This window comes from Micromonospora sp. CNZ309 (assembly GCF_002846525.1).
This window is the reverse complement of sequence record NZ_PJNG01000001.1, coordinates 1-23,423: the sequence shown is the minus strand read 5'-3', so window position 1 is coordinate 23,423 and position 23,423 is coordinate 1. Positions and strand designations below refer to the sequence as shown.

25 protein-coding genes, 2 tRNA genes and 5 pseudogenes are annotated in these 23,423 nt (G+C 67.6%); 18 read left to right on the top strand and 14 right to left on the bottom strand.

The window, feature by feature from the left end; translation table 11 throughout:
• Positions 1 to 8: 8 nt before the first annotated feature.
• The 6 genes from CLT72_RS00155 (at position 9) to CLT72_RS00130 (ending at position 2,574) form a co-directional block, all read left to right on the top strand.
• Positions 9 to 371 (top strand): metalloregulator ArsR/SmtB family transcription factor, encoded by a 363-nt coding sequence (locus CLT72_RS00155; RefSeq protein ID WP_101408985.1) that lies wholly within the window; start codon positions 9 to 11, stop codon positions 369 to 371.
• The gene (locus CLT72_RS00150) at positions 368 to 847 is read left to right on the top strand and encodes an SRPBCC family protein (RefSeq protein ID WP_101408984.1); all 480 of its coding nucleotides are present in this window, start codon (positions 368 to 370) and stop codon (positions 845 to 847) included. The genes CLT72_RS00155 and CLT72_RS00150 overlap by 4 nt, the downstream gene beginning before the upstream one ends.
• A gap of 153 nt (positions 848 to 1,000) precedes the next feature.
• On the top strand, positions 1,001 to 1,288 hold the full coding sequence (locus tag CLT72_RS00145; RefSeq protein WP_144082148.1) for a hypothetical protein: 288 nt from the start codon (positions 1,001 to 1,003) through the stop codon (positions 1,286 to 1,288).
• On the top strand, positions 1,240 to 1,602 hold the full coding sequence (locus CLT72_RS00140) for an SMI1/KNR4 family protein (protein WP_374208820.1): 363 nt from the start codon (positions 1,240 to 1,242) through the stop codon (positions 1,600 to 1,602). The genes CLT72_RS00145 and CLT72_RS00140 overlap by 49 nt, the downstream gene beginning before the upstream one ends.
• Before the next feature lie 289 nt (positions 1,603 to 1,891).
• On the top strand, positions 1,892 to 2,296 hold the full coding sequence (locus CLT72_RS00135) for a VOC family protein (RefSeq protein WP_101408982.1): 405 nt from the start codon (positions 1,892 to 1,894) through the stop codon (positions 2,294 to 2,296).
• Complete coding sequence (locus CLT72_RS00130; protein WP_101408981.1) at positions 2,293 to 2,574, top strand: winged helix-turn-helix transcriptional regulator; 282 nt, start codon at positions 2,293 to 2,295, stop codon at positions 2,572 to 2,574. The genes CLT72_RS00135 and CLT72_RS00130 overlap by 4 nt, the downstream gene beginning before the upstream one ends.
• Positions 2,575 to 2,814: 240 nt before the next feature.
• Here the strand turns inward: CLT72_RS00130 and CLT72_RS31765 are convergent, their stop codons facing one another.
• On the bottom strand, positions 2,815 to 2,979 hold the full coding sequence (locus tag CLT72_RS31765; RefSeq protein WP_158241937.1) for a hypothetical protein: 165 nt from the start codon (positions 2,977 to 2,979) through the stop codon (positions 2,815 to 2,817).
• Positions 2,980 to 3,158: 179 nt separating this feature from the next.
• On the opposite strand from CLT72_RS31765, the gene CLT72_RS00120 reads away from it, so the two are divergent.
• Complete coding sequence (locus CLT72_RS00120) at positions 3,159 to 5,114, top strand: serine/threonine-protein kinase (protein ID WP_158241936.1); 1,956 nt, start codon at positions 3,159 to 3,161, stop codon at positions 5,112 to 5,114.
• Positions 5,115 to 5,124: 10 nt separating this feature from the next.
• On the opposite strand, the gene CLT72_RS00115 is transcribed toward CLT72_RS00120, so the two are convergent.
• From CLT72_RS00115 to CLT72_RS00105, 3 genes are all read right to left on the bottom strand, one after another.
• Positions 5,125 to 5,934 carry a hypothetical protein gene (locus tag CLT72_RS00115; protein ID WP_144082147.1) on the bottom strand — a complete coding sequence of 270 codons (810 nt, stop codon included), beginning with the start codon at positions 5,932 to 5,934 and terminating at the stop codon, positions 5,125 to 5,127.
• Between the two features lie 252 nt (positions 5,935 to 6,186).
• Positions 6,187 to 6,759, bottom strand: coding sequence for a GNAT family N-acetyltransferase (locus CLT72_RS00110; RefSeq protein WP_199184683.1), 573 nt, complete (start codon positions 6,757 to 6,759; stop codon positions 6,187 to 6,189).
• A 126-nt stretch (positions 6,760 to 6,885) separates the two neighbouring features.
• Complete coding sequence (locus tag CLT72_RS00105; RefSeq protein ID WP_101408977.1) at positions 6,886 to 7,848, bottom strand: DUF817 domain-containing protein; 963 nt, start codon at positions 7,846 to 7,848, stop codon at positions 6,886 to 6,888.
• 186 nt (positions 7,849 to 8,034) lie between these two features.
• Between CLT72_RS00105 and CLT72_RS00100 the strand changes: the two genes are divergently transcribed.
• Complete coding sequence (locus CLT72_RS00100) at positions 8,035 to 8,349, top strand: hypothetical protein (RefSeq protein ID WP_144082146.1); 315 nt, start codon at positions 8,035 to 8,037, stop codon at positions 8,347 to 8,349.
• Positions 8,350 to 8,628: 279 nt separating this feature from the next.
• Here CLT72_RS00100 and CLT72_RS32075 read toward each other — a convergent pair whose 3' ends face one another.
• The 3 genes from CLT72_RS32075 to CLT72_RS00090 are packed head-to-tail and all read right to left on the bottom strand — an operon-like array spanning position 8,629 to position 9,202.
• Positions 8,629 to 8,802 carry a hypothetical protein gene (locus CLT72_RS32075; RefSeq protein WP_199184437.1) on the bottom strand — a complete coding sequence of 58 codons (174 nt, stop codon included), beginning with the start codon at positions 8,800 to 8,802 and terminating at the stop codon, positions 8,629 to 8,631.
• Positions 8,799 to 9,017 (bottom strand): flavin reductase, encoded by a 219-nt coding sequence (locus CLT72_RS00095; protein WP_101408975.1) that lies wholly within the window; start codon positions 9,015 to 9,017, stop codon positions 8,799 to 8,801. Before CLT72_RS00095 ends, CLT72_RS32075 begins: the two co-directional genes overlap by 4 nt.
• Positions 9,014 to 9,202: a hypothetical protein gene (locus tag CLT72_RS00090; protein ID WP_101408974.1), complete on the bottom strand. Its 189-nt coding sequence runs from the start codon at positions 9,200 to 9,202 to the stop codon at positions 9,014 to 9,016. The genes CLT72_RS00095 and CLT72_RS00090 overlap by 4 nt, the downstream gene beginning before the upstream one ends.
• 257 nt (positions 9,203 to 9,459) lie before the next feature.
• Between CLT72_RS00090 and CLT72_RS00085 the strand changes: the two genes are divergently transcribed.
• The 3 genes from CLT72_RS00085 (at position 9,460) to CLT72_RS00075 (ending at position 12,408) form a co-directional block, all read left to right on the top strand.
• Entirely contained in the window at positions 9,460 to 9,675 is a 216-nt protein-coding gene (locus CLT72_RS00085) for a winged helix-turn-helix domain-containing protein (protein WP_250102012.1), read from the top strand.
• A gap of 96 nt (positions 9,676 to 9,771) precedes the next feature.
• Positions 9,772 to 11,460, top strand: a complete 1,689-nt coding sequence (locus CLT72_RS00080; protein ID WP_144082145.1) for an exonuclease domain-containing protein — start codon at positions 9,772 to 9,774, stop codon at positions 11,458 to 11,460.
• A gap of 156 nt (positions 11,461 to 11,616) precedes the next feature.
• Positions 11,617 to 12,408 carry a maleylpyruvate isomerase N-terminal domain-containing protein gene (locus tag CLT72_RS00075; protein ID WP_284040255.1) on the top strand — a complete coding sequence of 264 codons (792 nt, stop codon included), beginning with the start codon at positions 11,617 to 11,619 and terminating at the stop codon, positions 12,406 to 12,408.
• Between the two features lie 12 nt (positions 12,409 to 12,420).
• Here the strand turns inward: CLT72_RS00075 and CLT72_RS00070 are convergent.
• Positions 12,421 to 12,606, bottom strand: a pseudogene (locus CLT72_RS00070) (transposase family protein); the annotation flags it as partial.
• A 462-nt stretch (positions 12,607 to 13,068) separates the two neighbouring features.
• Between CLT72_RS00070 and CLT72_RS00065 the strand changes: the two are divergent.
• Both CLT72_RS00065 and CLT72_RS00060 read left to right on the top strand, forming a co-directional pair.
• Entirely contained in the window at positions 13,069 to 13,947 is an 879-nt protein-coding gene (locus CLT72_RS00065) for a hypothetical protein (RefSeq protein ID WP_101408970.1), read from the top strand.
• A gap of 560 nt (positions 13,948 to 14,507) precedes the next feature.
• Entirely contained in the window at positions 14,508 to 15,002 is a 495-nt protein-coding gene (locus tag CLT72_RS00060; RefSeq protein WP_144082143.1) for a hypothetical protein, read from the top strand.
• Positions 15,003 to 15,549: 547 nt separating this feature from the next.
• On the opposite strand, the gene CLT72_RS31760 is transcribed toward CLT72_RS00060, so the two are convergent.
• The 3 genes and pseudogenes from CLT72_RS31760 to CLT72_RS00045 all read right to left on the bottom strand — a co-directional run.
• Positions 15,550 to 15,677: transfer RNA gene (locus CLT72_RS31760), tRNA-OTHER, on the bottom strand.
• Positions 15,678 to 16,374: 697 nt separating this feature from the next.
• A complete protein-coding gene (locus CLT72_RS00050) occupies positions 16,375 to 17,637 on the bottom strand; it encodes an IS256 family transposase (RefSeq protein ID WP_101408967.1) in 1,263 nt (420 codons plus the stop codon).
• Between the two features lie 109 nt (positions 17,638 to 17,746).
• Positions 17,747 to 18,211, bottom strand: a pseudogene (locus CLT72_RS00045) (transposase); the annotation flags it as partial.
• Here CLT72_RS00045 and CLT72_RS00040 point away from each other — a divergent pair.
• From CLT72_RS00040 to CLT72_RS00030, 3 genes and pseudogenes are all read left to right on the top strand, one after another.
• A pseudogene (locus CLT72_RS00040) lies at positions 18,212 to 19,054 on the top strand (replication initiator); the annotation flags it as partial. It lies immediately after the preceding pseudogene.
• A gap of 68 nt (positions 19,055 to 19,122) precedes the next feature.
• Positions 19,123 to 19,338, top strand: a pseudogene (locus tag CLT72_RS00035) (helix-turn-helix domain-containing protein); the annotation flags it as partial.
• Positions 19,338 to 20,498: a site-specific integrase gene (locus tag CLT72_RS00030; RefSeq protein WP_101408966.1), complete on the top strand. Its 1,161-nt coding sequence runs from the start codon at positions 19,338 to 19,340 to the stop codon at positions 20,496 to 20,498. The pseudogene CLT72_RS00035 and the gene CLT72_RS00030, both read left to right, overlap by 1 nt.
• 65 nt (positions 20,499 to 20,563) lie before the next feature.
• On the opposite strand, the gene CLT72_RS00025 is transcribed toward CLT72_RS00030, so the two are convergent.
• Together CLT72_RS00025 and CLT72_RS00020 are read right to left on the bottom strand one after the other, a co-directional pair.
• Positions 20,564 to 20,638 (bottom strand) — tRNA-Val (locus CLT72_RS00025).
• Positions 20,639 to 20,742: 104 nt separating this feature from the next.
• Entirely contained in the window at positions 20,743 to 21,288 is a 546-nt protein-coding gene (locus CLT72_RS00020) for a TIGR02611 family protein (protein WP_101408965.1), read from the bottom strand.
• 303 nt (positions 21,289 to 21,591) lie between these two features.
• Here CLT72_RS00020 and CLT72_RS00015 point away from each other — a divergent pair, with 303 nt between their 5' ends.
• On the top strand, positions 21,592 to 22,023 hold the full coding sequence (locus CLT72_RS00015) for an SsgA family sporulation/cell division regulator (protein ID WP_067311359.1): 432 nt from the start codon (positions 21,592 to 21,594) through the stop codon (positions 22,021 to 22,023).
• A 103-nt stretch (positions 22,024 to 22,126) separates the two neighbouring features.
• Here CLT72_RS00015 and CLT72_RS00010 read toward each other — a convergent pair whose 3' ends face one another.
• Positions 22,127 to 22,903: a glucose 1-dehydrogenase gene (locus CLT72_RS00010; RefSeq protein ID WP_101414835.1), complete on the bottom strand. Its 777-nt coding sequence runs from the start codon at positions 22,901 to 22,903 to the stop codon at positions 22,127 to 22,129.
• A gap of 257 nt (positions 22,904 to 23,160) precedes the next feature.
• On the opposite strand from CLT72_RS00010, the pseudogene CLT72_RS00005 reads away from it, so the two are divergent.
• Positions 23,161 to 23,423, top strand: a pseudogene (locus CLT72_RS00005) (AraC family transcriptional regulator); the annotation flags it as partial.

The following is a 23,423-nucleotide window of genomic DNA, read 5'->3' as shown; positions in this document are numbered from 1 at the left end:
CTTTCGGCGTGGACGAGGTGGCGGCAGCGATCGCCGATCCGGTGCGGCGGGAGATCCTGCTGATGCTGCGCGACGAGCCGCTCTCGGCCGGCCAGATCGCCGACCGGTTCGTGATCAGCCGGCCGGCCGTCAGCCGTCACCTGCGCGTGTTACGCGAGGCCGGCCTGGTGCGCGACACGGCCGACGGCCGCAGGCGGGTCTACGCACTGGTCACCGCGCCGCTCGACGAGCTGGCCGGGTGGCTGGGACGACTGACGCGCCCGTCCGGCTGGCAGCACCGCCTCGACGCGCTGGAGACCGAGGTCTACCGCACCCGCCGCGAGCGGCAGACGGCCGCCGGGCGGCACCCAGCCCAGAAGGAGACCGCATGAGCCCGACACCCACCGGCCGACTGATCGGCGACGACCTCGTACTGACCCGCACCTTCCGCGCTCCCGTTGCTGACGTCTGGGCCAGCCTCACCGATCCGGCACGCACGGCACGCTGGTTCGGCCCGTGGCAGGGCGACGCCGCGCCGGGCCGCACGATCAAGGTCCAGATGGCGTACGAGGAGGGCACGCCCTGGATGGACATGACCATCGACGCGTGCGACCCGCCGCGCCGGCTGGCGGTCTCCGCGGTGGACGAGCACGGCAGCTGGCATCTGGACATGACGCTGGTCGAGAGCGCGGGCGTGACCGAGCTTCGGTTCACGCAGCACCTGACCGGCACGGAGGGCGTCGGCGAGGTCGGACCGGGCTGGGAGTACTACCTGGACGCCCTGGCAGCCGCGCACGACGGCCGGCCGGCACCGGACTTCGACGACTACTACCCCGCCATGAAGGAGCACTTCGAAGCACAGCGGTAGCGGGATCAGGCGGCGTGATTAGGACACCGATCCGAAGGAGCACGGCGGAGACCACACCGCTTCACCGGGGACTGATCACGCTCGCGCCGATAGTTGATGTACGTCAATTCGTCTGGCAGGCTCGGCATCCGGATCGAACAGAGTGGAGTCCGCATGTCTGCACTTCGTCGGACCGTCGCCGCCACCGCGGTGGCAGGGGCGGTGTCCGCGTCCGTCCTGCTCGCCGGGCCAGCGGTCGCCGCCGAAACGAAGGCCTTCTACGGCAACGGAATGAGCAACAACTACTTCACGGCGCTGACCAACGCCAACAACGCCGCGCGCGCCCTCGCCAGCGCGGACGGCTTCGACCCGGACACGCAGTGCACCCACGGTGGAAGCTTCACGACGCAGCCGTGGCCGGGCCTCTACAAGGTGCTGGCACAGATCAACTGCACCCGCTGAGCATCCGCCCCAGGGGCGTCGGGCACCAACTGCCCAGCGCGTACGTCGACCCGGCCCGTCGCCACACCGGCAGCTACATCGTCGACTGCCTGTCGGCGGGCCACGACCTGGTCGCCTTCGACTACCGCTCGCCCGGTCAGCCGGCCGTCGTACGCGTCGACCAGGAGCGGAACTGCCGGATCACGGTCCTCGCCCCCAACTTCGAGACCTTCGTGGCAGGCCTTGCCCACGGAGCCGAGATCGCGCAGATGCCTCGCTTCGGACCGAGGTACAGCCAGCATCCCGGATTCGACCCGCTGCGGACCGCCCCGTAGACGCCGCCTCGGCACCGTAGCGAGGTGAGCCCAGCCTGCCCCGAGTGCCACACCAAGGGCGTCCCGCTGCTCTTCGGACTGCCGGCCCCGGAAGCGAGGAAGGGCGCCTACCCCGGTTCCGTCGCTGGACACTGGATGGCACCTGGCAAAACCTCTTAACCGCGCGGTGCAGGCCGACCCTGATGCCGCACGCGGTGGCCGACCGTCATGTCAGACGCGGGCAGTAGCCGACCCTTGTGCAGGACGCATGCCGCTTGACGGACTACTTGCATTTTGCAAGCATGGCCGCATGAGCCTCTTCATCACCTGCCCGGTCGAGAGCGTTGAGCGCGCAACCGCCTTCTACACCGCCCTCGGCTGGGCCCTTAACGCCGAGATGTCCGACCACAACGTATCGTGCTTCGCGATCGCCCCCGAGCAGTACGTCATGCTCGGCAGCCGCGAGATGTACGCGAGCGTCGGCGGAGTCGAAGAGCTGATTGGCGGACCTCAGACGCCCTCGAAGGTCACGGTCTCGTTCGACCTGGGCAGCCGCGAGGCGGTCGACGAGCTCATCGACCGCGCCGGCGCCGCTGGCGGGCGGATCGGTGACACCGACGACTACCCCTTCATGTACCAGCGCCAATTCGACGACCCTGACGGCTACCACTACTCACCGTTCTGGATGAAGGCGGACGCCGATCCGACCGCGTGAGTGACCTCGCTGCGGCCCTCGACATCGTCGGAGCACGGTGGGCCCTGCTCATCGTGGAACGGCTGCTCGACGGGCCACAACGCTACGGCGATCTGCAGCGCGACCTCGGTGTGCCGACGAACATGCTCGCGACACGCCTGCGCGAGCTCGAAGCGGCTGGCGTGCTGCTCCGCCTGCCCCTTCGACACAACACCCGGGCCTATGCGCTGACCGATCGCGGGTTCGCCTTACGCGAGGCGATCGTCGCACTCGGCAACTGGGGCAAGAACGACGCCTAAGGAGCGGCTCTCCGGATCATGGCTTGGTCCAGAGCAAATCCCTGCAAGAGTGAGCGCGGCCTGGTAGTGCACAGCGAGTTTGTCGGTGCGCATGGCCAGGCCAGCGGCCGGGCCCTCGGCGAAGCATCGCAATGGCATTCATAACTGCCTCGAAATGTGGTGCGTCGCTGGCCTGACCCGCGGTGACCAGCAAACTCATCGGCCGGCAACGCGACTCCACCGCCAGATGAATCTTGGTGCTCAGGACGTCTCGCGACCGGCCGTGGCAATGGTCGGCCGGCTCATGGCGTCGTGGTCTTTTCCCGGCCGGAGCCCGGCGGGGTGCTGGTGGGCCCGGATGACCGTCGAGTCGACCGCAGTGAGCAGCCAGTCCAGCTCACCGGCGGCGTCAGCGTCGCCCTGCACCGCGATTAAGAGGTTTTGCCAGGTGCCATCCAGTGTCCAGCGACGAAACCGGGAGTGGGCGCCCTTCCAAGAGCCAAGTTCGTCAGGAGGGTCCCGCACGGGGCATCGTCTCACGCCCCGCGGTCTGCGATGATTGGTGCCGCGCATCGCCCGGTGCCCCTTTGTTGCAGGAGCGAGGCTTGAGTTCCGACGACGCTACGGTCCCGACAGCGGCGTCCGGCAATCGCAAGGACTACGCGCTCGATCCGCGGCCGATCGCCCGTGGCGGGCAGGCGACGGTCTTCGCCGCCACGCACAAGCGGAGCGGCCGCCGGGTGGCGTTCAAGCGGGTGAACATCCGGCACGTGGACATGGTCGCGCGCATGAAGCGGGAGATCGAGGCGGCAACGCTTTTCGGCGATCATCCCCATGTCATGCCGGTGCTCGACCACGATTCGGCCTTCGAATGGTTCGTCATGCCACTCGCGGAGGCTACCGCGCTCACCCTTGCCAGGGACCTGGCCGAGACCGGGGCACTGCGTGACCTGGTGAGCGCCATCTGCCAGGCTCTGCGCCTGCCGCACGAACAGGGCTGGATTCATCGGGACCTCAAGCCGGACAATCTGCTGCGGCTCGACGGGCGCTGGGTCGTTGCCGACTGGGGTCTGGGTCGGCGTCCACGGGGGCAGACGACCGACGCGCACCGCACGCGGATGGGCACCGCGTTCGGCACCGAGGGTTTCGCCGCACCCGAGCTCGCCGTGGACGCCCACGCTGCCGGTCCGCCGGCCGACATCTACAGCATCGGGCAGATCATCGGTTGGGCGCTGACCGGTGCTCTGCCGCATGCCAACATCCCCCTGTTGCCCGATGGCGGTCCTTGGCGGGCCATCGTCAAGGCGGCGACCCTGCATGACGTCGATCGGCGCATCGCCAGCGTCGACGATCTGCTCGCGATGATCGCCGACGAATTGGACAACCCGGACGTCGTGGTCCACCGTGGTGGCCAGCTGCTTGCCAGGGCGCGGACCGGGGATCCCGCTGCGCCGCTGGAGCTGTTGAGACTGGCAGCCCAGTCGGACGAGAACTGCCGGATATTGCGGGACGGCGTGCTCGGTCTTGCCGACGAGCAGACGCGCGGGGCGATCACCGCCGATCCGGGGGCTGCGGCCGAGGTCGTACGCCTGCTGCGCGTGCCGGTCAGCCGAGATCCCGAGGCTGCGACCAACCCACCTGACGTGGTCCGGTGGTTGCTGGTCGTGGCTCACCAGGCCGAGGAGGGTGAGCACTGGGATCTGCTGGACGAGACGATCGAGAGCCTTCTGCTGCTGAGTGCGCGAGTCGATGAGCGTAAGAGCCTTGCGGAGGTCTCGGAGTGGATGGGCGGCCGCACCGGACAAGCGTCCTCCAGCCTCGCCGTCGCTCTGCGTCGTTGGCCCGCGCATCCACGGATCCGCGAGGAGCTTTCCGGACGCGGCGACGTGGACTACAGGGTCAAGCAGAGCCTCCGGGTCCAGCCGAGCAAAGGTGCGCGACCCACCCGGCAGCGCGGCGTTCTTCGGCGACCCCGAGCGTGGCTCCTGGCCGGTGCGGTGGCTGCCGCACTGGGGATCTCCGCTCCAATCCTAATGGACCAACTGTACGCTGACGGATCGCCCGGTGAACACGGGTCCGCGCCAGAGGCCGGGGAGCCGAAGAATCCCTTCGTTGGTCTGCCGAAGACGCCGGGGGAACTGGCGTTGTTCGTGATGGACGACTTCGTGGCGCCCTGGAACAGCTATCCGAGCTGGGCGGGTTGCCGCAGTGGTTCAGGCGACACGGCCGTCGACGGGAGCTTCCCCTCGCAACCGGGTCCGAAGATTGCCCCGTCGAAGAGCATCCACTGCGACAACGGCGGAAACCTGGCGGTGATGTTCGCCGAGTTCCGGGACAGCAAAGACTTCACCGCTGTCCGCAACCGCTACTTCGCCGCAAAGCCTCCGGCCAACCCGAGGCCGGCTGAGGCCGTCGCTCCCCCGGGCTTGCACGTCTTCGAATGGAGTCAGACAGAACGGGCGGTCGCCTGGACGGATCCGAAGAACCAGCTCATCGGACTCCTGGTCACGGGAAGCAGCGGTACGGACCTCGTCGAGCTCTGGACCAGGTACCAGACCTGATCCGCCTCCCCTAGAGAATCTGATCCATGCGTACGTAGCCGCAGATCAGCTCGTCACCACGGGCCGCCCTCGCCAGCACCCAGTCCCCTTTCTGCTCCTCGGGTATGTAGGGCGACACCGCGAGCTCACTCACCAACAAGCTGTCGTACTTCTGCGCGGGCTCGACGACCGGCGCGCGGTCGTCGGTATCGACGCGTAGCTGGACCACCCCAACGGGGCGCAGCGGTACGATCAATTCCTGCGGGTTGCACGTCGCAAGCGGCCCGTACGTCGGCCTGATCCGGACCGGCCATCCGTCCCGCACGCCTGCCACGTACGAGATCGGCACGACGCCACCGCCCCCGCAGTTGTCCTTGTCGGAATGGAAGAGGAACGCCCGAACCTCGAACCCGCCCGTCACCGCGGTTACCGCCTCGATCGGGCGATCGCACCTGGTCGTTGACACAATTGGCTTCTGGAGTTGGACGGCGGAGCCGTCGCGCCACAGCCAGATGTACCAGGCGACATTCACGGATTGCCCGCCCGATGTACTCAAACCCACCGCAGCATCTTCGTCGCCGTCTCCATCCGCGTCCGCGAAGCGCGGCGCGTCGAGAAGCTTCCATGAACCACCACCGTCCATGGGACTGATGGAGGCGTCGTCGCTCCGCTTGGCCGAGCCATGTTCAAGTGTGACGGTCTCGGCCACCGACGTGTCGAACCACTCGGCGTTGGCGAAGTCGAAATCCCGGATCTCACGGGATGGTGCCGGCGTGGGCGACCCGTCAGGGGAGGAGCAACCCGACATCGCCAACAGCGCCCCGGCCAGCGAGCCGGTCACGAACCGGGGAACAGTCGCAAACACATCGACAGGCTATCGCTCGAACGAGCGGGACCAACCATCCGCTGAGCACTCCGTTTGAAGCAGGACGCTCCACTCATCGTGAGCGAGTTCCCGAAACGGCTCAACCGGGGGACGAGCCAGTTCGGCTGCAAACGCGCGGATCGCTGCATGGAGTGCCCGGTGCCGGCCCTCGACGCGGCGAAGCGAAGCACCCGGATGCCGGGCGACGTCGCGCGAGGAAGCGAGGGCTCAGCGGGCGGGGGCCGGCTCGGACGACGGCCGCCACTCCCGCCTGATCAGCCCGTAGACCCACGAGTCAGAGACCTCGCCGTTCACGACGCAGTCTTCCCGCAACGTCCCCTCACGCACGAACCCGAGCTTCTCCAGCACGCGGGCAGATGCCACGTTGCGGGTATCGGTCTCAGCCTGGACGCGATTCAGGTTGAGCGTGTCGAATGCCCACCGCAGCAGAGCGCGTGCGGCCTCCGTCGCGTAGCCGTGGCCCCACGCCGCATCGTCGAAGCAGTAGCCCAGCGATGCGCTGCGGTAGTCCGGGTTCCACGGGTTCAGGCTGCACCAGCCGATGAACGCCCCGTCGGAGACACGATCCACGGCCAGCCCCGTTCCGGTGCCTCCCTCTGCCATCCGTCGGCAAGCCGTGATGAACCGCTCGGCGCGCACGCGGTCGCTCCACGGCGGCGCGTCCCAGTAGCGCAGCACGTAGGCGTTGCTGTGCAGCGCGAAGAGGTCGTTCGCATCCGCGTCGTCGAAGGGACGCAGTCGAAGGCGAGGGGTGTGCAGCGTGGGGGTGGGCAGCGACACGGGGGTCATGTTGCCTCCTGTGATCGGTGGCCGATCAATCCGACATCCGGTGCCGGCCACTCGCAATGGGTTTTCTCGGCAGGGCGGGAGGAACGACGTGCTCGCTCATCGGCAGATCGGTGAACATCAACTGGCGGTGGGCGAGTTCTCCGCGCCTCTGACCGAGGCGGCACCCGGCGTCGTTGAGGTCTGCCCCTCCGCCGGTTGGGGTGGCTGCCTGTCGTCGGGTGGTTGCGGCGGTGAGATCCAGGTGACCAGCACGACAGAGATGATCATCAAGAGGAACCAGGAGGCCAGCTTTGTCAGCGAGACCGGATGCCAGCCGTCCGTCTGGCTCGGGTAGAGCCAGGCGTTGGACCAGGTGGCGATGTTCTCCGCGAGCCAGATGAAGAAGGCGACGAGGACGAAGGCCAGCAGCAGAGGCATGCGCCACCGTGCCCGGAAGATGCGGAAATGCATGACACAGCGTCCGAACACGAGTGCGACGGCCGCGATGAGCAGCCACCGCAGGTCGTGTACGTAGTGGTTGGCGAAGAAGTTGAGATAGATGGCGGCAGCCACCACGGCCGTCCACCAGCGTCTCGGGTAGCGCGTGAAGCGCAGGTTGAAAAGCCGATTCACTCGCACCATGTAGGAGCCGACCGCGGCGTACATGAAGCCGCTGAACAGGGGGACTCCTCCGAGCCTTAGCACGCCGTCGGGCTCGTAGGCCCATGAGCCGATGTGGGTCTTGAACAGTTCCATGAGGGTGCCGACGAGGTGGAACAGGACGATCACTCGTAGCTCGCGCAGGGTCTCCAGGCGTCCGGCGAGCATCGCGACCTGGATGACGACGGCGGCGACGGTGAGGGCATCGTTGCGGGCGAGCACGGCGTCGTCCGGATACCACAGGTGCGCCGCGCAGATGACCGCGAGCATGGCGGCACCGAAGACGCATGCCCAGGCCTGTTTGAGTCCGAAGGCCACGAACTCGGTCAACCACCCGGCCAGCCCGTGACGTGGCAGCTGGGCCAGCGCGGCACGGAGGTGGGCATCGATCGCGCGTTCGGTCGTGGTGAGCGTGGCCGTTGCGGCGGTGTCGTGTCGCATCGCCAGAGGTTAGGCCGCGTCCCACAATTCGACCGGTACGGGCGAGCCGTTGCTGGTCCTGGCACTGCGGGGACCGATCCGTGCCACGGGTAGTGCCGGCCCAGACCGCGCGGTGGCCGGCCTACGGAGCCGCGCTGGGCGATGATGCCAGCTGCATTCGATCAAGATCATCGATAGAATGGCGCAATGACCGTTCGACGACTGCTACTACACACGATGGCGGCCTGCCTCGCGACGACCACGCTGACGGCTCTCGTACCGGCCGGGACGGCGCAGGCGGCCTGCACGACGAGCAGCTTCACCGTCGTCTGGGACTACGCGGGCATGTATACCGCACCCAACGAGTCGACCCTGTACGGCACCCGCCGCTACGGACAGGTCGTCACCGGCCCCACCGGGAACACCGCCAACGGCTGGACAATCACCTACGACTACTGGAACGGCATGGCACTCTGGGCCTACATGAAGGACGCCGCCTTGCAGTACCGCGGCTGTGCCTGAAGCGGAACCGACGGGTGAAGTGACGCCAATCGGCCGGACTGTGTGTCAGAGGGGCAACACTGCGAAAGCCCGTTACCGGTGGTTCCGGTGACGGGCTCGCTACCTGCAACTATTAACGGCGGGCGATACTGGGATCGATCGAACCAGTGACCCCATCGGTGTGAACTGTCGGCGAGCAGGGCGGATCTGGCTCGATGCGAGATCAAACGGCCTGCTGAGGCGCTTATCGGTGCGGTTCGGTTGGCACCGTTGCTGCACTTCGCTGCTGTACTGCTGGCGTCAGACGAGGCGTTGAACGCGGACCTTGGGCTGCTCGTTCCTGAGGTGGCCTTCCTTGTGCTGGCGAACCTGCTCGTCCCAGACCTCCTGGTCGTAGTTCGGGTCCGGCGGGATCCACTTGTGGGAGCCGTCGCTGTAGTGGAACTTCTCGTCGCCGGGTCGCAGGATACTCATCGGGTCCAGCCGAGGAATCGATGGTGCAGGTGGCCGGCGGGGACGTGGGCCAGGTCCTGGGTGGCGTCGACGAGGTGAGCGCCCAGGTGAAGGGCCAGCGACACGGGGGCGCGGTCGTACTCGGCTCGCAGCTCCCGCCGCCGGGTCGGGCAGGGCCACTGCCCCGCACAGCCGCCACAGGTCCACGCCGGCTTGATTGGGTGGTGAGTGGTCATCGCGGGCCGTCCTGGCCGGGCCAGTGGCCGCGGTTGATAGGGATGCGGTGGCGGCTGCGGCACGGCAGGATCGCGCCGCAGCGGCAGATGTGGCGCCAGTGCCGCCAGGACCACATGGGCCGGTGGCGGCGGGCGAGGGTGAGCGCCGCCGCCATGACGTACTCGTCGTAGGAAACGCGCTTCATCGGCTCGCCCCAGCGTCCGAGGCCACGAAACCGCCGAGCTGGGGAGTTGGAAGGGAGCACTGCCGCCTCCTGGTGCCGCAGGTGTCCGGAGGCGTGGATGCCCGATCGCGGGGGTGCGCCGGACATCCACGCCGGCGAGGACGACCCACAGCGCCAACCGGGGGAATCGACCTCCTCGGCAACGTCCCATAGGTACCGTTGGGTAGTCAAGGGCTGACGTAGGTGGTCTACTCGTGTTGCCAACCGAGGGGAACACCGTGCCACCGCGTTACCGTTACGAGCAGATCGCCGACGACCTCGCCGAACGCATCGCGTCCGGCGAGTTCCCGCCAGGCTCCAAGCTGCCCAGCCGACGGGAGTTGATCGAGCACTACGGCGTTACCGAGCCGGTGATCGACCGTGCCATGCAGGTGCTGCGGATCAAGGGGATGACCGAGACACTGCCCGGCGTGGGCGTCTTCGTCACCGAGTAACCACGCCTGATCGCCACTCGGCTTCGTGACGAGAAACCTGAGCTTCACCACGACGACTGTCCGGAAGCCGACGCAAACGCCTATCAGGCTTGCTGCTTGCAGCGCGTTGTCGCACCATACGGCATCGCATTGAGGGCAGGGGTTGGCGTGGGGATTTTGGACCGAATTCGTGGACGACTGGGTGCTGCCAGCACCCTGCGGTTGCCTAGACAACTTCCGGATAGTGGCCCGCCCGCCGGGCCCTCTGCCTCTCCCACGAGCGGCTTTGCTGTTCTCGATGTCGAGACCACCGGCCTGATGACGCATCGAGATCGGGTTGTCGAGGTTGCCGTTATCACCACCGACCCCTACGGGCGGGTCATCGACGAGTGGACGACCCTCGTGAACCCGGACGGCCCGGTCGGCGCCACCAAGATCCACGGGATCACGGCAGCAGATGCCAGGAGAGCACCTCGATTCGCCGAGCTTATCGGCGAGATGAACGCCCGCCTATCTGGCCGGGCCCTGGTCGCGCACAACGCCCGGTTCGACCTTGGGTTCCTGAGCCGTGAATACGAGCGAGCAGGATGGACCATGCCCATCTGTCCACACCTCTGCACCTTCGAGGCAAGCTGGGTCTACCTTCCCGGCCTGGACCGTCGCCGCCTGGCCGACTGCTGCTGGGCAACCGGAATCTCGCTCGACAACGCTCACTCGGCACTCGGAGATGCTCGCGCAACCGCAAGCCTGCTGATGTCGTATCTCGATCGAAACTTCGGCCCTTCCCCAAAGCCGGACCATCTTCACCTGCCCGCCCGAGCCGCCCAAGTCGCTTGGCCAGCAGTCCCGCGTCAAGCGATCAACGTCACCCTCCGACGCCCGGCTGCCGCTACCCCTGTGCCCGCCGAGGCCAGCGCTCTGGCCGCCCTTCTCGACGACCTGCCCTTGTCATCGGCAATCGAAGAAGGTGCACCGATCAGCACCACCGGGTACTTGGAACTTCTGGCGGAAGCACTGGAAGACGGGGTCTTGACCGACGACGAGGCAGCTTCTCTCGCCAGCCTCGCAAAGACCTACTCACTGAGCCGTGAGCAGGTTGATGCGGCTCACCGGGGCTTCCTCCTAGCGCTGGCGCACAAGGCCATCGAAGACGGCAGGGTCACTCGCGACGAGCGTCAAGAGCTGCTGATGACCGCTCAGGCACTCGGATTCACCGACGGGATCGTCAAGGCCGTCCTCGATGAAGCGCGCACCGCTCTTGCCGAGCAACGCGGAAAGGCTTGCTTGCCGCTGCCAGCGTCGTGGCCATACGGTGAACCTCTGCGCATCGGGGAAGGTGTGGCCTTCACCGGTTGCGACGAGTTGCTACGCGCTCGTCTGGAAGGTCGGGCACAAGCAGTCGGCCTCCGCGTAACAGGCTCCGTGTCTCGCAAAACGGCCGTGCTCGTAACTGACGGGGCCGACCCAAACACAACCAAAGCCCAAGCAGCCCGAGAGTTCAAGACGCGTGTCGTGACTCCAGATGTCTTCGCCGAGATGATCCAGTTCATCCAGCCGGTAGAGACTGAGGCGCCAGCTCACACCTTGACGTTGACTGTTCCAACGCCTACCGCCTTCCCGGCTGCCAGTACGGCAGGACCCACCCTGCCAGCCCCTGGGCCTACGATTCGTGCGTGGGCCCGAGCTCAGGGCCTGCCAGTCGCCGTAAGGGGCCGACTCGCCACCGAGATCGTCAACGCATATGCGGTCGCCCATGGACTCGACATGAAGATGAACAGTGGTGCACCCACTGCCCCAGCCCGTTGAGTAGAAGCGGAACGTATAGCCTTTCTCATCGTGACGGTGCAGGTCACGGCAGGTGGGCCCCTGGCGTGCCAGTGCCGCGGCCCCCGCCGCGTCGGCTGCGAAAATCGCTGTCCGGTTGTCAGAGCACACTGGTAGAAATCCGGAGTGCAAAGGACTTTGGCGTTCTCTGATCATCTGCGGCTCATTGACGAACGGTCGACCGCCTTCCGCGCCGCGGTCGCCGCGGCGCCCAGCCTCGACGTGCCGGTTCTGACCAGCGATCCGCATGCCTCTCCCGAGCGGACGCTGTTCGACCTCGTACAACACGTGGGCATGGCCCGCCGCAAATCAGCCGCCATCGTCGCCGCAGGCCCTGCAGACGCGCCCCCGGAGAAGTCGGCTTGGGACGACGGCATGGGTGCGCCTCGGGAACGCGAGGCACTGCTGGCCTGGTGGACCGAGTCCATCGAGCTACTGACGAGCACGCTGCGTGAGGCCGGCCCGGATCGCAGTTGTTGGACGTGGTGGGATGACTCGCCGTCACCGCAAACCTCTGGTGCCTGGGCGCGGCGACAGGTCCCCGAGATCGCGGTGTACACCTACGACGCCCAGCTCACCGTGGGTGCCCCGCAGCCGCTACCGAACGAGGTCGCCCTCGACGGTTTCGACGACTGCCAGTTCACCCTCTGCGCAACGACGGTCGCCTGGCCACACCAACCCGCCGTCGTCGATTACCACGCCACCGAGGGCCGCTCCTGGCGCCTGCGGCTGTCCAGCGACGGGGCACGGGTCGCCCGCCTCGGCGAGCCCGCTGCCGGCGAGGCCCCGAACACGGCCGACGCCTCCGCCCGGGGCACGGCCAGTAACCTAGTCCTGATGTTCTACGGCCGCATACCGCTAAATTCCCTGAAGCTCGAAGGCGACCGTCGCATCTTCGATCAGCTCATCGCCTGGGACCCGTCCGTGTAACAACGATCCCTTCTATCCTGCGTAGGCCCGGTTCTCGACGTGATGCAGAACCAGGATCGCCTGCAGGATCGCGGTGGCGCGGTGTGGGCAACAGCGCCGTTTCGTCAGAACTTTCCAGGTCTTCAGGGTGGCGTTGGCGCGTTCACCGATGGCCCGGATCCGGGCGTGAGCGCGGTTGACCTTCTTCTGCCGGGCACTCTACTCGGCATCACCTGACGACTTTGCCGGGGCCCTGGGGCCAGCACGAGCAGCCCCTGCCTGCCCCGCGTCCGAGCGCGGATGCGGCCGGCGAGGTGGTTCAGGGTGCGGCTGGACAGCGGGATCGCGGACGCGCAAGACAGCACAGACGAGGCTCTCGGTCGGGGCAGTTTTCGCCCCGCGCCCTCGGCTCGATCCACATCGCTGACCCCGCAGTCAGGCCTTGTGCTCGGGGCCTGACTACCGACCCTTGCACCCGAAGGTCGACGTGCAGGGATCGGGGGGCTACAGGCTGTAGCTGCGTGGCTTAGGATCACTGCCGCAGGGTCATCGCCTGGCCTCGGACCTGGGGAGGTTGTCGTGCGGCGGGTCGCGGTGGTGTGTGCTGTTGCTGTGATGTTGAGCGGGTGCGGTGAAGGCTCGTCTCCCACGAGCGGTAGTGCACCGGTGGGTGACGACGGGGTGATCGAGCCGACGGGCAGGATCGGTCTGCCGTCGGGGATCGTCATCTCGCAGGACAACTTCTCCGCTGGCACCAAGGGTTTGCTGGTGTACGACGTCACCACGGGCAGTCTGCTCGCCACGGCGGTGGCGCCGGGCGAAGCCGACGTCAGGCACCGGGAGGCGTTCGACGCGACCATGCACCGGCTGGCCTACACCACCGACTGCGAGCTGCGTGTGGCGACGCTGACTGACGGCACCTATGTCCCGTCGGGACGGTGGAAGCCGCCGCAGGCGTTTGGTGAGGGCGAGCAGTGTTTCGACAACCCGACCTTCGGCGAGGGCGGCCGGATTCGGGCCACGCTCGGAGCCACGACGTCAGGATCTCGTCGGGTAATGTCCGTCGATCCGACCCAGCCGGACACGGCTCCGAGGGGTGAGGGTGCGGTCAGCTATCAACAGGAGAAGAAGTTCCGTATCGCCGGCTTGGACAAGTCCGATGTACGGGTCCATGTCAGCGGCGACACGGTCACCGCTCTCGACGTCTACGGGGTCAAGCCGGGCGGTGATGTCCTCAGCGGCGGCTTCTCGTACGACTGCGAGACGCAGGTCGACAAAGCTGCGTTCTTGTGTATCTCCTCCCTCAACAACTTTAACCAGTACTACGGCAGCATCGCCCTGGCCACGGTTGACGTGCCTGCTGGCACGGTGACGGTCAATCAGGTGGCGCCGGCGAGTAAGGCCTCCCGACCGACGGTCCTGCTCGCACCCGACCGCAAACAGGTGGCGATCCACGACTCCACTGGCTGGTACATTACGAGCCTCGATGGTGCTTCGAACCCGGTTCGCCAGCCCCTCAGTGGTCAGCAGAATTTTCTCGACATCCTCTTCTGGGCCTGAAGCCACCGTAGGGACCGCTGCGGTTGAGTGCAGATCAGCGCCGTTGCGTGCGCCGGGCTGCTCCCACCGGCTCCCCAATACCCGGCCCCACGGGGACTTCGTCGGCGCTCGGCCCGTGCGGGATTGGCGCCTTTGCGCGTGGCCCTGAGCGCCACGACCTGACGGGCGAGGCGGGAGCCCGCGTGCCGCACCAGGCCAAGCCGGTCCGGTCCGGCACGCTCGAAGATGATGTGACCAGGGTGGTGCCGCTGGCCGACTCGTGGCGACAAATAGACGATTGAGCAGACGGTGCGAAACCGGACGAGTGCCGCGAGCAGCGCTATACCTGAACCCAGCCCACCGGGCCCCAGCGCGTCGGTCATCTGGTGTACGGTGCTGCCGGCCGAGACGGAGACGGGGTGCGAGGTATGGCCAGAGCAAGACCGAACGGCGCCCTCAGGCGGCTGACTGGGGTCGTGATCGTGCTCCTGACTGGGCTGCTTGCCGCGACCGGGTGCACACGGCCCGGCGACACCCGCAAGTCAGAGGCGCAGACGGCCCCTTCCCGCACCATCACTGCCATGCGACTGGACAAGCCGAAACGGCTGCTGGACCGCTGGCCCGAATCGGTCGACCGATCACTGCGCACGACCGCCCAGCAAAACCTGGGGAACCTCAAGAAGCTGCTCAGCGGTGAACCGACAAGTGCCATCGGCACCGCCTACGTCACCTGGGAAGGCGAGTACTCGCCGGAGCGCGGCTGGCACCGACCAGCCGGAGGCAGCACCGTCGTCATCAGTGGAGTATCCGGCACTGTTAGTGACCCCGGGGCCACACTAGACGCCACCTTCGCCAACCTGACCGATCTCACCACAGTCACCTCCACCGCGCCTGGCCCACTCGGCGGCGAGGCCCGCTGCGGCACCGGCCAAGACAAGGGCATCCACATCGAAGTCTGCGGCTGGGCCGACCATCACACCTTCGCGCTGGTGACCTTCATCGGATTTCCCGCAGCACAGAGCCGAGCCGATGACTTCCGCCAGGTCCGATCACAACTGGAAAACCCCGTCCGGTAACCGAGCACGACAACGGCCACGACGCGACAACTTCTGCCCCTGGCGGCTGCCCAGCAACCCTCTCCAGCTCGCTGTCGAGCAGCGCCGAGGATCAGCACACGCTTTTCCGGATCCTGTCGCGGGTCGCTCATCACTTCGCGAACCCGCTCGGCCAACCAGACGGCAAGAGCGTCCCGATCAGGGTGCTGCTGCTGTGCGACTGCGACGAGCAGGCGATGCTGTTGCGGCAGGAGATTGCCTGCCGTCCTCAACATACGGTGGGATCGTCGACACGCACAATTGCCACCTGCCACCCGCGCATCGGCGCAACCGCGTGCGGGGCTCCGCCGCGCTGCACCGAATACCACGACGCGCCGATCGCGGCAGAGGCGTGCACCTGGTCAGGCGCCGCTGACCTTTTCAGTGTGAAGGAACCACTAACCGTCGATGAGCTGCGCCAGCAGCAGGACTGGGCTGTGCGAACGGTCCACCGCAGTCCAAGGACGTCCGGCGTTGCTCGCGCCCATCGTCACCCAGTTGGTCACCCAGCCAGCCGGGAGACTACAAGCGGACCGGAGGGGATTCGAACCCCTGGTGGGGCATGGCACGCCGGTGGCCCCACGCGCCTTCGCGCCGCCGCGCGTGCACGGCATCTGGCATCTCAGCGCTGCAATAACCCGGCTCTGCCACCGGTCCACCGACATTCTCCCCGGACACGGTCAGCTTGGGAATCGCCTTGATTAACACTCCGGGTAGCTGCGCGGCCGGCGGACAGGCACCGAGCGTTCGGCTCGACACCGTGGAAGTGCCGATGCTGGCCGATGTTGACCGCTATATCGGGCACAGATCGGGCACGCCTATCGTTTCTGTTCCTCCCGGTCAGAGGGTCTGCGGCGGCTCGTCGCGCTTCCGACGACTGCTCCGATGCCAGCAACCAAGAGGAATAGACCAAGGGCCAGCCCGAGGTAGAGCAGACGGTCAGACGCGGCAACCTCCTTGTCGTACTGCTGCGCCATCTCCGGAGTGGGGTCCTGGTAAGGGATCGTTGCTCCCATGCAGCAAGCGAACAGCGGAACCAAGATTCCCCCGCCGATCATGAACCAACCAACTACCCCAACAACCCTCAGCCGTCGCATCATTCAATGATCAATGAAGAGGCCCGAGACCTCTATCCGCCCCTCGTTCCGTGCCAAGGAACGATCATGGGCCGTCGACCTAGCCCGGGACACCCGCTGAGCTCCTGAAATCGTCTGTCACTGTCCGGGTGCGTCCGTGCATGGCCGTACCCGTCGTCACCCAGATTGTCCTCGCTGAGAGCCGACCCCCTGCTACCGCGCCACCCGCCGGGAGTGTGTCGATTTCCGTGTTTGGGCCTGTGGTGTGATCGAGGTTGTTAGATGGTGATCCGGTCGTCGTAGGCGAGGATCAGGGCGTTGAGGGCCTTGGCCCAACCGTAGACCCGGCCGGTGATGCTCCCGCCGCCCTTGCGTTTCTGCTGGACGACGAGGTAGAGGACCTTCATCGCGGCCTGCTCGGTCGGGAAGTGCCCGCGCCGGCGGGCCGCTTGCCGGAACCGGGCGTTCAAACTCTCGATGATGTTGGTCGTGTAGAGGACCTTGCGGACTTCGTGGTCGTAGTCGAGGAAGGGCACGAACTGCGGCCAGGAGGTGCGCCACAGCCGGATGACGGCGGGGTACTGGTCGCCGAACTCGGCGGCGAAGGCCTCGAAGCGTGCCTCGGCGGCGGCGACGGTGGGGGCGGTGTAGATCTCCCGCAGGGTGGGGGTGATCTTCTGCCAGTCCTTGCGGTTCGTATAGCGCAGTGACGCCCGGACGAGGTGCACGACGCACTGCTGGTGCACCGCCTGCGGCCAGACCTGTTCGATGGCGTCGGTCATGCCTTTGAGGCCGTCGGAGCAGACCATGAACACGTCCTCGACGCCCCGGTTACGCAGTTCGGTGAGGTAGCCGGCCCACTGCTTGGCGCCTTCCCCGCCGGTGCCGGCCCACATACCGAGCACGTCGCGTTCCCCGTCGAGGCTGATGCCGACAACGACGTAGACAGGCCGGTTCGCGACCTGCCCCTGGCGGATCTTCATCACCAGCGCGTCGATGAACACCACCGGATAGATCCTGTCGAGGGGCCGCTGCCGCCAGGCTTCCATCTCGTCCACGACGCTGTCGGTGACCCGGCTGATCAGCTCCCGGGACACGTCGGCGTCGTACACGTCCGCCAGATGCGCGGAGATCTCCCCGGTCGTCAATCCTTTCGCGTACAGCGACAGGATTGCCTCGTTGAACCCGTCCAGCCGGCGGGCGTGCTTCGGGACGATCCGCGGCGTGAACGACCCCGCCCGGTCCCGCGGGACCTGGATCCGCACCGGCCCGACCTCGGTCTGCACCGTCTTCGCCCCGTGCCCGTTACGGACGTTGGCCCGCCGGCCGGTAGCCTCGTCGACACCGGCCTCGTCGAGGTGCGCGTCCAGCTCCGCATCGAGCGCTGACTCGAGAACCGTGCGGGTGATCCCCGCGAGGAGCCCACCCGGCCCGACCAACGACACTCCGTCGGCCTTCGCCCGCTCGACCAGTTGCTGCGCGAACTCCACCTCCACCGCGGTCGGTTCAGGAAGCTGAGCAGCGTTCTTCTTGTCTGCCATGACGTGGTCCTTTCCGGACAGGATCAACGTCCTGTCCAACGGACCACACCCAGGTCAAACACGGAAATCTACGCAGTCCCCACCCGCCATCCCGATGCTCCTATGGAGGTCAAGGGGTGAGGGCGGCGAAGTCTGCGCGGAGGGCGGTGTAGACGTCGCGGACGATGTAGCGCTTGAGGCAGCGGAGGATCTCTTGCTTGCTGAGGCCTTCGGTGATGCGTCGTTGCTGGTAGGCGCGGGTGCGTGGGTCGTAGCGCAGGCGGCAGAGAGCGATGGTGTGTAGGGCGTGGTTGGCGCCGCGGTCGCCTCCTCGGTGGAGGCGGTGGCGGCGCACTCGTCCGGAGCTGGCGGGGATGGGTGCGGCGCCGCAGAGGTGGGCCAGGGCGGCTTCGGAGTGCAGCCGGTCGGGGTTGTCGCCGGCGGTGGTGAGCAGTTGCGCGGCGACGTCGGTGCCGACGCCGAACAGGGCGCTGGTGCGTGGTGCGGCTTGGCGGACCAGCGGTGCCAGCTGCCGGTCGAGAGTGGTGATCTCCTCGGTGAGTGCGACGACCCGTCGGGCGAGTCCGGCCAGTGCCTGAACCGGCACCTCCGCGCCCGTGCGCGTGCTCTCGGTGTCGGCTGGGTGGAGCAGGTCACCGACAGCGGCAAGGTCCGCCGCGTCCCGCCCGTGAAACTGTCGTTCGGGAAGGTTGCGGAGATGCAACGCAGGGGCGTCGTGCACTACCACGCCATCGTGCGTCTCGACGGCGTCGACCCCCTTGACCCGGCTGCCGTCATCCCGCCGCCGGACGACTTCGACGTCAACGACCTGGTCGCCGCCATTACCCACGCCGTGAGCGCGGTCAGCTTCACCACCGCCGGCCACCCGGTCAACCCCGCCGGGTGGCGTGTCGAATGGAGTGAGCAGGTCGACACCCGACCGGTCAACGCCGACGGTGACATCACCGACGGGAAGGTAGCCGGCTACCTCGCCAAGTACGCCACCAAGTCCACCGAAGCCACCGGGCATGTCTCCCGCCGCCTCGACGGTGAAGTCATCGACCTGTACGCGAACGAACACGGCAGCCACCCCGAACGGCTCATCGACGCCTGCTGGACCCTCGGCGCCCACCGCGACTGGCAACGCCTCCGCCGCTGGGCGCACATGCTCGGCTTCGGCGGCCACTTCCTCACCAAGAGCCGCCGCTACTCCCTCACCTTCCGCCTCCTGCGCGACGCCCGGATCATCTGGCGACGCACTGAGACCGGCCACGAATACCCCGACCAGCCCGAGGAGACCACCCTCATCATCGGCCTCCTCACCTACGCCGGCTCCGGATGGCGTACCACCGGAGACGCGCTACTCGCCAACACAGCCGCCGCCCTGGCCCGCGAGAGACGCGAGATCGCCCGAGAGGAAACCCTAACCGCCGCCTGACGATGCCTATCGATCCGCTGTCAAGGCTGACTTGACAGCCAGCCGTCGATCCGTGAAAGGACACCCGTTTGACCGCACCCGCCATCGACCCGCCCGTCAAGGCGCTCTACCGCATCCCTGAGGCTATGACCCTGCTGAGCCTGTCCCGGTCGGTGCTCTACGAACAGATCCGCGCCGGCCGGCTCCGCACCGTCCGGCAGGGCCGCACCCGCCTCGTCCCCGCCACCGCCATCACCGCCTACGTCACCCTGCTCGAACAGGAAGCCCAGAGAGGAGGAACCCGATGCCCCAACGCCGTGCCCGAGGAGAAGGCGGCCTGCACTGGGATGAGTCCTGGCAACGCTGGATCGCCACCCTCACCGTCGGCTACACCCCCGCCGGCAAGCGCATCGTGCGCAAAGGCAGCGGCAAGACCAAAACCGAAGCACGCACCAAACTCCGCGAGAAGATCCGCGACTACGAAGACGGACTCGCCATCGCTGAGCACCACTACACCGTGACCGACGCCGTGAACGACTGGCTGGCCTACGGCCTCAACGGCCGATCGGATCGCACCCGCACCAAGTGCGAGATCCTCTGCCGCACCCACATTATCCCTGCCCTCGGCGCTCGCAAGCTCCGCGAGCTTCACGCCCAGGACGTCGACCGGTGGCTAGCCGACAAGGCAACCACCCTGAGCACCCGCACACTCGGTGACCTCTACGGGTGCCTTAATCGCTCGATCAATCGAGCTATGGCCCGGGACAACGTGAAGCGCAATGTCGTTGCACTGTGCACCATCCCGCGCGGGCAGGAGGGAAGGCCCTCCAAGTCCCTGACTCTCTCTCAGGCTCGGGCGCTCCTGGATGCCGCTGAGAGCACGCGGCTTCACGCCTACGTCGTGCTGTCGCTCCTGACGGGAGCGCGCACCGAAGAACTCCGCGCGTTGCGCTGGGATCATGTCGACCTGATCGGCCGACCGAACCTCGACCCACCGACGCCGCCCTCTGTCCAGGTGTGGCGGTCGGTTCGGGCCGGGGGCGACACCAAGACCAAGAGGTCTCGTCGCACGCTCGCCCTTCCTCAACGCTGCGTTTCGGCCCTCCATCTCCACCGGCAGCAGCAGGACCAGGACCAGGCCGACGCCGGCAAGGACTGGCAACCGCTCGGGCTGGTCTTCACCACGTCACTCGGCACCGCATTAGACGCGGCTAACGTCCGCCGGGCCTTCCGCCGAGTCGTCACCCTCGCCGACCTCGAACCAGCCGCCTGGACACCCCGCGAGCTGCGGCACAGCTTCGTGTCGCTGCTCTCCGACAGCGGGGTGAGCCTCGAAGAAATCGCGGATCTCTGTGGGCACGCCGGCACAACGGTCACCGAGAAGGTCTACCGGCATCAATTGCGACCCGTTCTCCTCGGAGGCGCACAGGTCATGGATGACATTTTCGGGCCGACGCGCCCGTAGTCACCCAGTTAGTCACTCAGGCATGGAAAGAGGGCCAGGTCATCGATGTGACCTGGCCCTCTACGTGGTGGGCGATACTGGGATCGAACCAGTGACCTCTTCGGTGTGAACGAAGCGCTCTCCCGCTGAGCTAATCGCCCTCAGCGCCGCTGACTCTACCTGATCGAGGGACCGGACCGGAAATCCGGGGTCCGCGTGCCGCGCGACGGTCGGTCGCACCGGCGACGTGCCAGGCCAGCCCGGGTCAGTGGGTCGCCAGGTAGTGCAGCGCCTCGGCGACCACGTCGATGCCGAAGCTGTACTTCAGCGACAGCCAGACCACCGAGCCGACGAAGACCAGGCCGACGGAGCCGAGCAGGAAGCGTACGGCCAGTGACCGGTCCTTCACCCACTGCGTCCAGTTGTGCACGTGCCGGCGGGTGAAGCCGAGCAGCCGGCGGGCCCAGTGGAACTCGACGGCCCAGACGCCGAGGCCCGCGATGACCAGTAGCCAGCCGGGCCCGGGCAGCGGAATGAGGGCGATGCCGATGGTGACGACGAGCGCGCCGGCGATGGCGATGAAGATCTTGAGCGCGACCCGTCCGGTGGGGTTGGCCCGGATCAGTTCGAGGGTGGTGCTCAGCCGCTGCCGCCAGCGCGGTCGCTGCCGCCGTTCGGCCAGCATCGTCCGGCCGGCGTCACCCCGCTGGGCCCCCGGCCGGCCGGGCCGCTCGTGCTGCTCCATCGGCACCCCGTACCCCCGCTTTTCGGCTGGTCGGGCCGCGACTTTCGGCGGGCCCGGCTCTGCCATCGGATCCACTGAGGATCGTTTCGTAACCATTTCCTCCCCCAGTGTGGCTCGCGCCCGTCACTGCAACGGCCGACTGGACGTTACCGGAGTAAGTCGACGACTGAACCACCCGATGCCGGGCGGGATCACGCACTGGGCAGAACCGGAAATCCTACATGAATCTTCACATTCACGCGGCCTTTCCGACCCCCTTCCCACCACTGGGTGAAGTCAGCGTATGGCGGAGCGTAGCCAGGAGTAGCACCTGAGTATGGGAAAAGCGGGACACGCGCGTTCCGCAGCGGTGCCGGGGGGAGATCGTCCATGAGTGTCATCCGACCGACGACCGTAGAGGTCGAGACGTCGCTAAGGCTCGTCGCACCTGATGCCACCGCCTTGCCGGTGCGTGCCAGTCTGCGTTACGACCCTGCTGATCCGTATGCGGTCCATGTCCTGTTCCACGCCGAATCCGCCGGCGGCGAGGCGGTCAGCTGGTCGTTCGCCCGGGAGCTGCTGGTCACGGGTCTCGACGAGCCGGCGGGCATCGGGGACGTGCGGGTCTGGCCCTGGGCCACCCCGCGCGGGGACTTCGTCGCGCTGGCGCTGTCGTCGCCCGACGGCAACGCACTGTTCGAGGTGCCGCGCAGCGTCCTGGTGCGCTTCCTGCGCCGGACCTACGTCGTCGTCCCGCGCGGCCGCGAGGCCGAGCACCTGGACGTCGACACCGCGGTGAGCCGGCTGCTCGCCGGTCGCTGAACCACCGGCCACTCCGGCCGTCCGGAGCCGCGCGGATCTGCCGAGTCCGCGCGGCTCCGGCCTGCCAGGGGGTACGCGCACCGTCTCCCGCCTCCCGCCGTGCTCAGCCGTGGGTGGTGATGCCGCCGTCGACCGGGATCACCGCACCGGTGAGGTACGCGCCGGCGCGTGACGACAGGTAGATCGCGGTGCCGGCCATGTCCTCCGGCCGGCCGATCCGGCCCAGCGGCACCTGCTCCTCGATGGCGGCCCGGGACGCGGGGTCGTCCAGCGCGAACGCCATCATCTTGCTCTCGAACGGCCCCGGCGCGATCGCGTTGACGGTGATCCGCTCGCCGGCGAGCTGGTGCGCCAGACTGCGGGTGAGCATGTGCACGGCGGCCTTGGTCGCCGAGTACGCGTACACCTCCATCATCGGCACCCGGATGCCGTCGATGGAGCCGATGTTGATCACCCGGGCCGGGTCGTCGGCGCTGGCCGAGGCGCGCAGCGCGGGCAGCAGCGCGGTCGTCAGTCGGAAGACCGCCTTGACGTTGACGGCCCAGAGCTTGTCGAACGCGCTCTCCGGGTACGACTCCAGCGGCGCGCCCCAGGTGGCGCCCGCGTTGTTGACCAGCACGTCGAGCCGGTCGAACCGCTCCCGTACGGCGGCGGCCAGGCCCTCGGCGCCGGCGTCGTGGCCGAGGTCGGCGGGGATGGCCTCGCAGCGCCCCTCGGCGGAGAGTTCCTTGGCCACGGCCTCGCAGACGTCGGCCTTGCGGGACGAGATGATCACGCGTGCGCCCGCCCGGACGAAGCCCTGGGCGATCATCAGGCCGATCCCCCGCGAGCCGCCGGTGACCAGGACCGTCTTGCCTTCGACCGAGAACAGATCCGTCATGCCCATCCCATCGCGAGTCGGCCGGGGCCGCCGGGGCGGGGCGGCCCGACCGGCGCGGACCGGCTCCGGCCGTGCCTCGACCGGACGGCGCTACCGCTCGGTAACGTAGCCCGGCCCCGGTGACCTCGACAACCCCCGCCGGCCCCGTCGCGCCGCCCGGCCCGTGGCCGGGAGCCGCAGCGTGCCCGCACCGCCGCCCGGCCCGGGCGGCCGTCCCGGGATGCGTTGATCGTCGCCCCGGGCTACCGTCGCAGGCGATGGTCTCTTCCGGTCAGCTCTCCCCCGCTCCGCCCGGCAACCCGGCGACCGCCCCCGCCGAGATCGACACGGTGGCCCTCGGTGACCTCGCCTCCGAGCCGCGTTGGCGGCGCCCGGTGCTGCTGGACAGGGACCTGCTCGTGCTGACCACGGGCGGACACGGCACGGCCGAGCTGGATTTCCGCGCCCTGCCCTGCCGTCCCGGCACGCTGCTGCGGGTACGCGCCGGGCAGGTGCTGCGCTGCGCCGGCCCGCAGCTCGA

Bases quoted from the DNA above. Each gene is read 5' to 3' on its own strand.
- CLT72_RS00010 (WP_101414835.1), bottom strand. From the start codon at position 22,903: ATGACGGATCTGTTCTCGGTCGAAGGCAAGACGGTCCTGGTCACCGGC.
- CLT72_RS00105 (WP_101408977.1), bottom strand. From the start codon at position 7,848: ATGCGACACGACACCGCCGCAACGGCCACGCTCACCACGACCGAACGC.
- CLT72_RS00030 (WP_101408966.1), top strand. From the start codon at position 19,338: ATGCCCCAACGCCGTGCCCGAGGAGAAGGCGGCCTGCACTGGGATGAG.
- CLT72_RS00145 (WP_144082148.1), top strand. From the start codon at position 1,001: ATGTCTGCACTTCGTCGGACCGTCGCCGCCACCGCGGTGGCAGGGGCG.
- CLT72_RS00015 (WP_067311359.1), top strand. From the start codon at position 21,592: ATGAGTGTCATCCGACCGACGACCGTAGAGGTCGAGACGTCGCTAAGG.
- CLT72_RS00095 (WP_101408975.1), bottom strand. From the start codon at position 9,017: ATGACCACTCACCACCCAATCAAGCCGGCGTGGACCTGTGGCGGCTGT.
- CLT72_RS32075 (WP_199184437.1), bottom strand. From the start codon at position 8,802: ATGAGTATCCTGCGACCCGGCGACGAGAAGTTCCACTACAGCGACGGC.
- CLT72_RS00135 (WP_101408982.1), top strand. From the start codon at position 1,892: ATGAGCCTCTTCATCACCTGCCCGGTCGAGAGCGTTGAGCGCGCAACC.
- CLT72_RS00090 (WP_101408974.1), bottom strand. From the start codon at position 9,202: ATGAAGCGCGTTTCCTACGACGAGTACGTCATGGCGGCGGCGCTCACC.
- CLT72_RS00100 (WP_144082146.1), top strand. From the start codon at position 8,035: ATGACCGTTCGACGACTGCTACTACACACGATGGCGGCCTGCCTCGCG.
- CLT72_RS00050 (WP_101408967.1), bottom strand. From the start codon at position 17,637: ATGGCAGACAAGAAGAACGCTGCTCAGCTTCCTGAACCGACCGCGGTG.
- CLT72_RS00060 (WP_144082143.1), top strand. From the start codon at position 14,508: ATGCGACTGGACAAGCCGAAACGGCTGCTGGACCGCTGGCCCGAATCG.
- CLT72_RS00150 (WP_101408984.1), top strand. From the start codon at position 368: ATGAGCCCGACACCCACCGGCCGACTGATCGGCGACGACCTCGTACTG.
- CLT72_RS00020 (WP_101408965.1), bottom strand. From the start codon at position 21,288: ATGGCAGAGCCGGGCCCGCCGAAAGTCGCGGCCCGACCAGCCGAAAAG.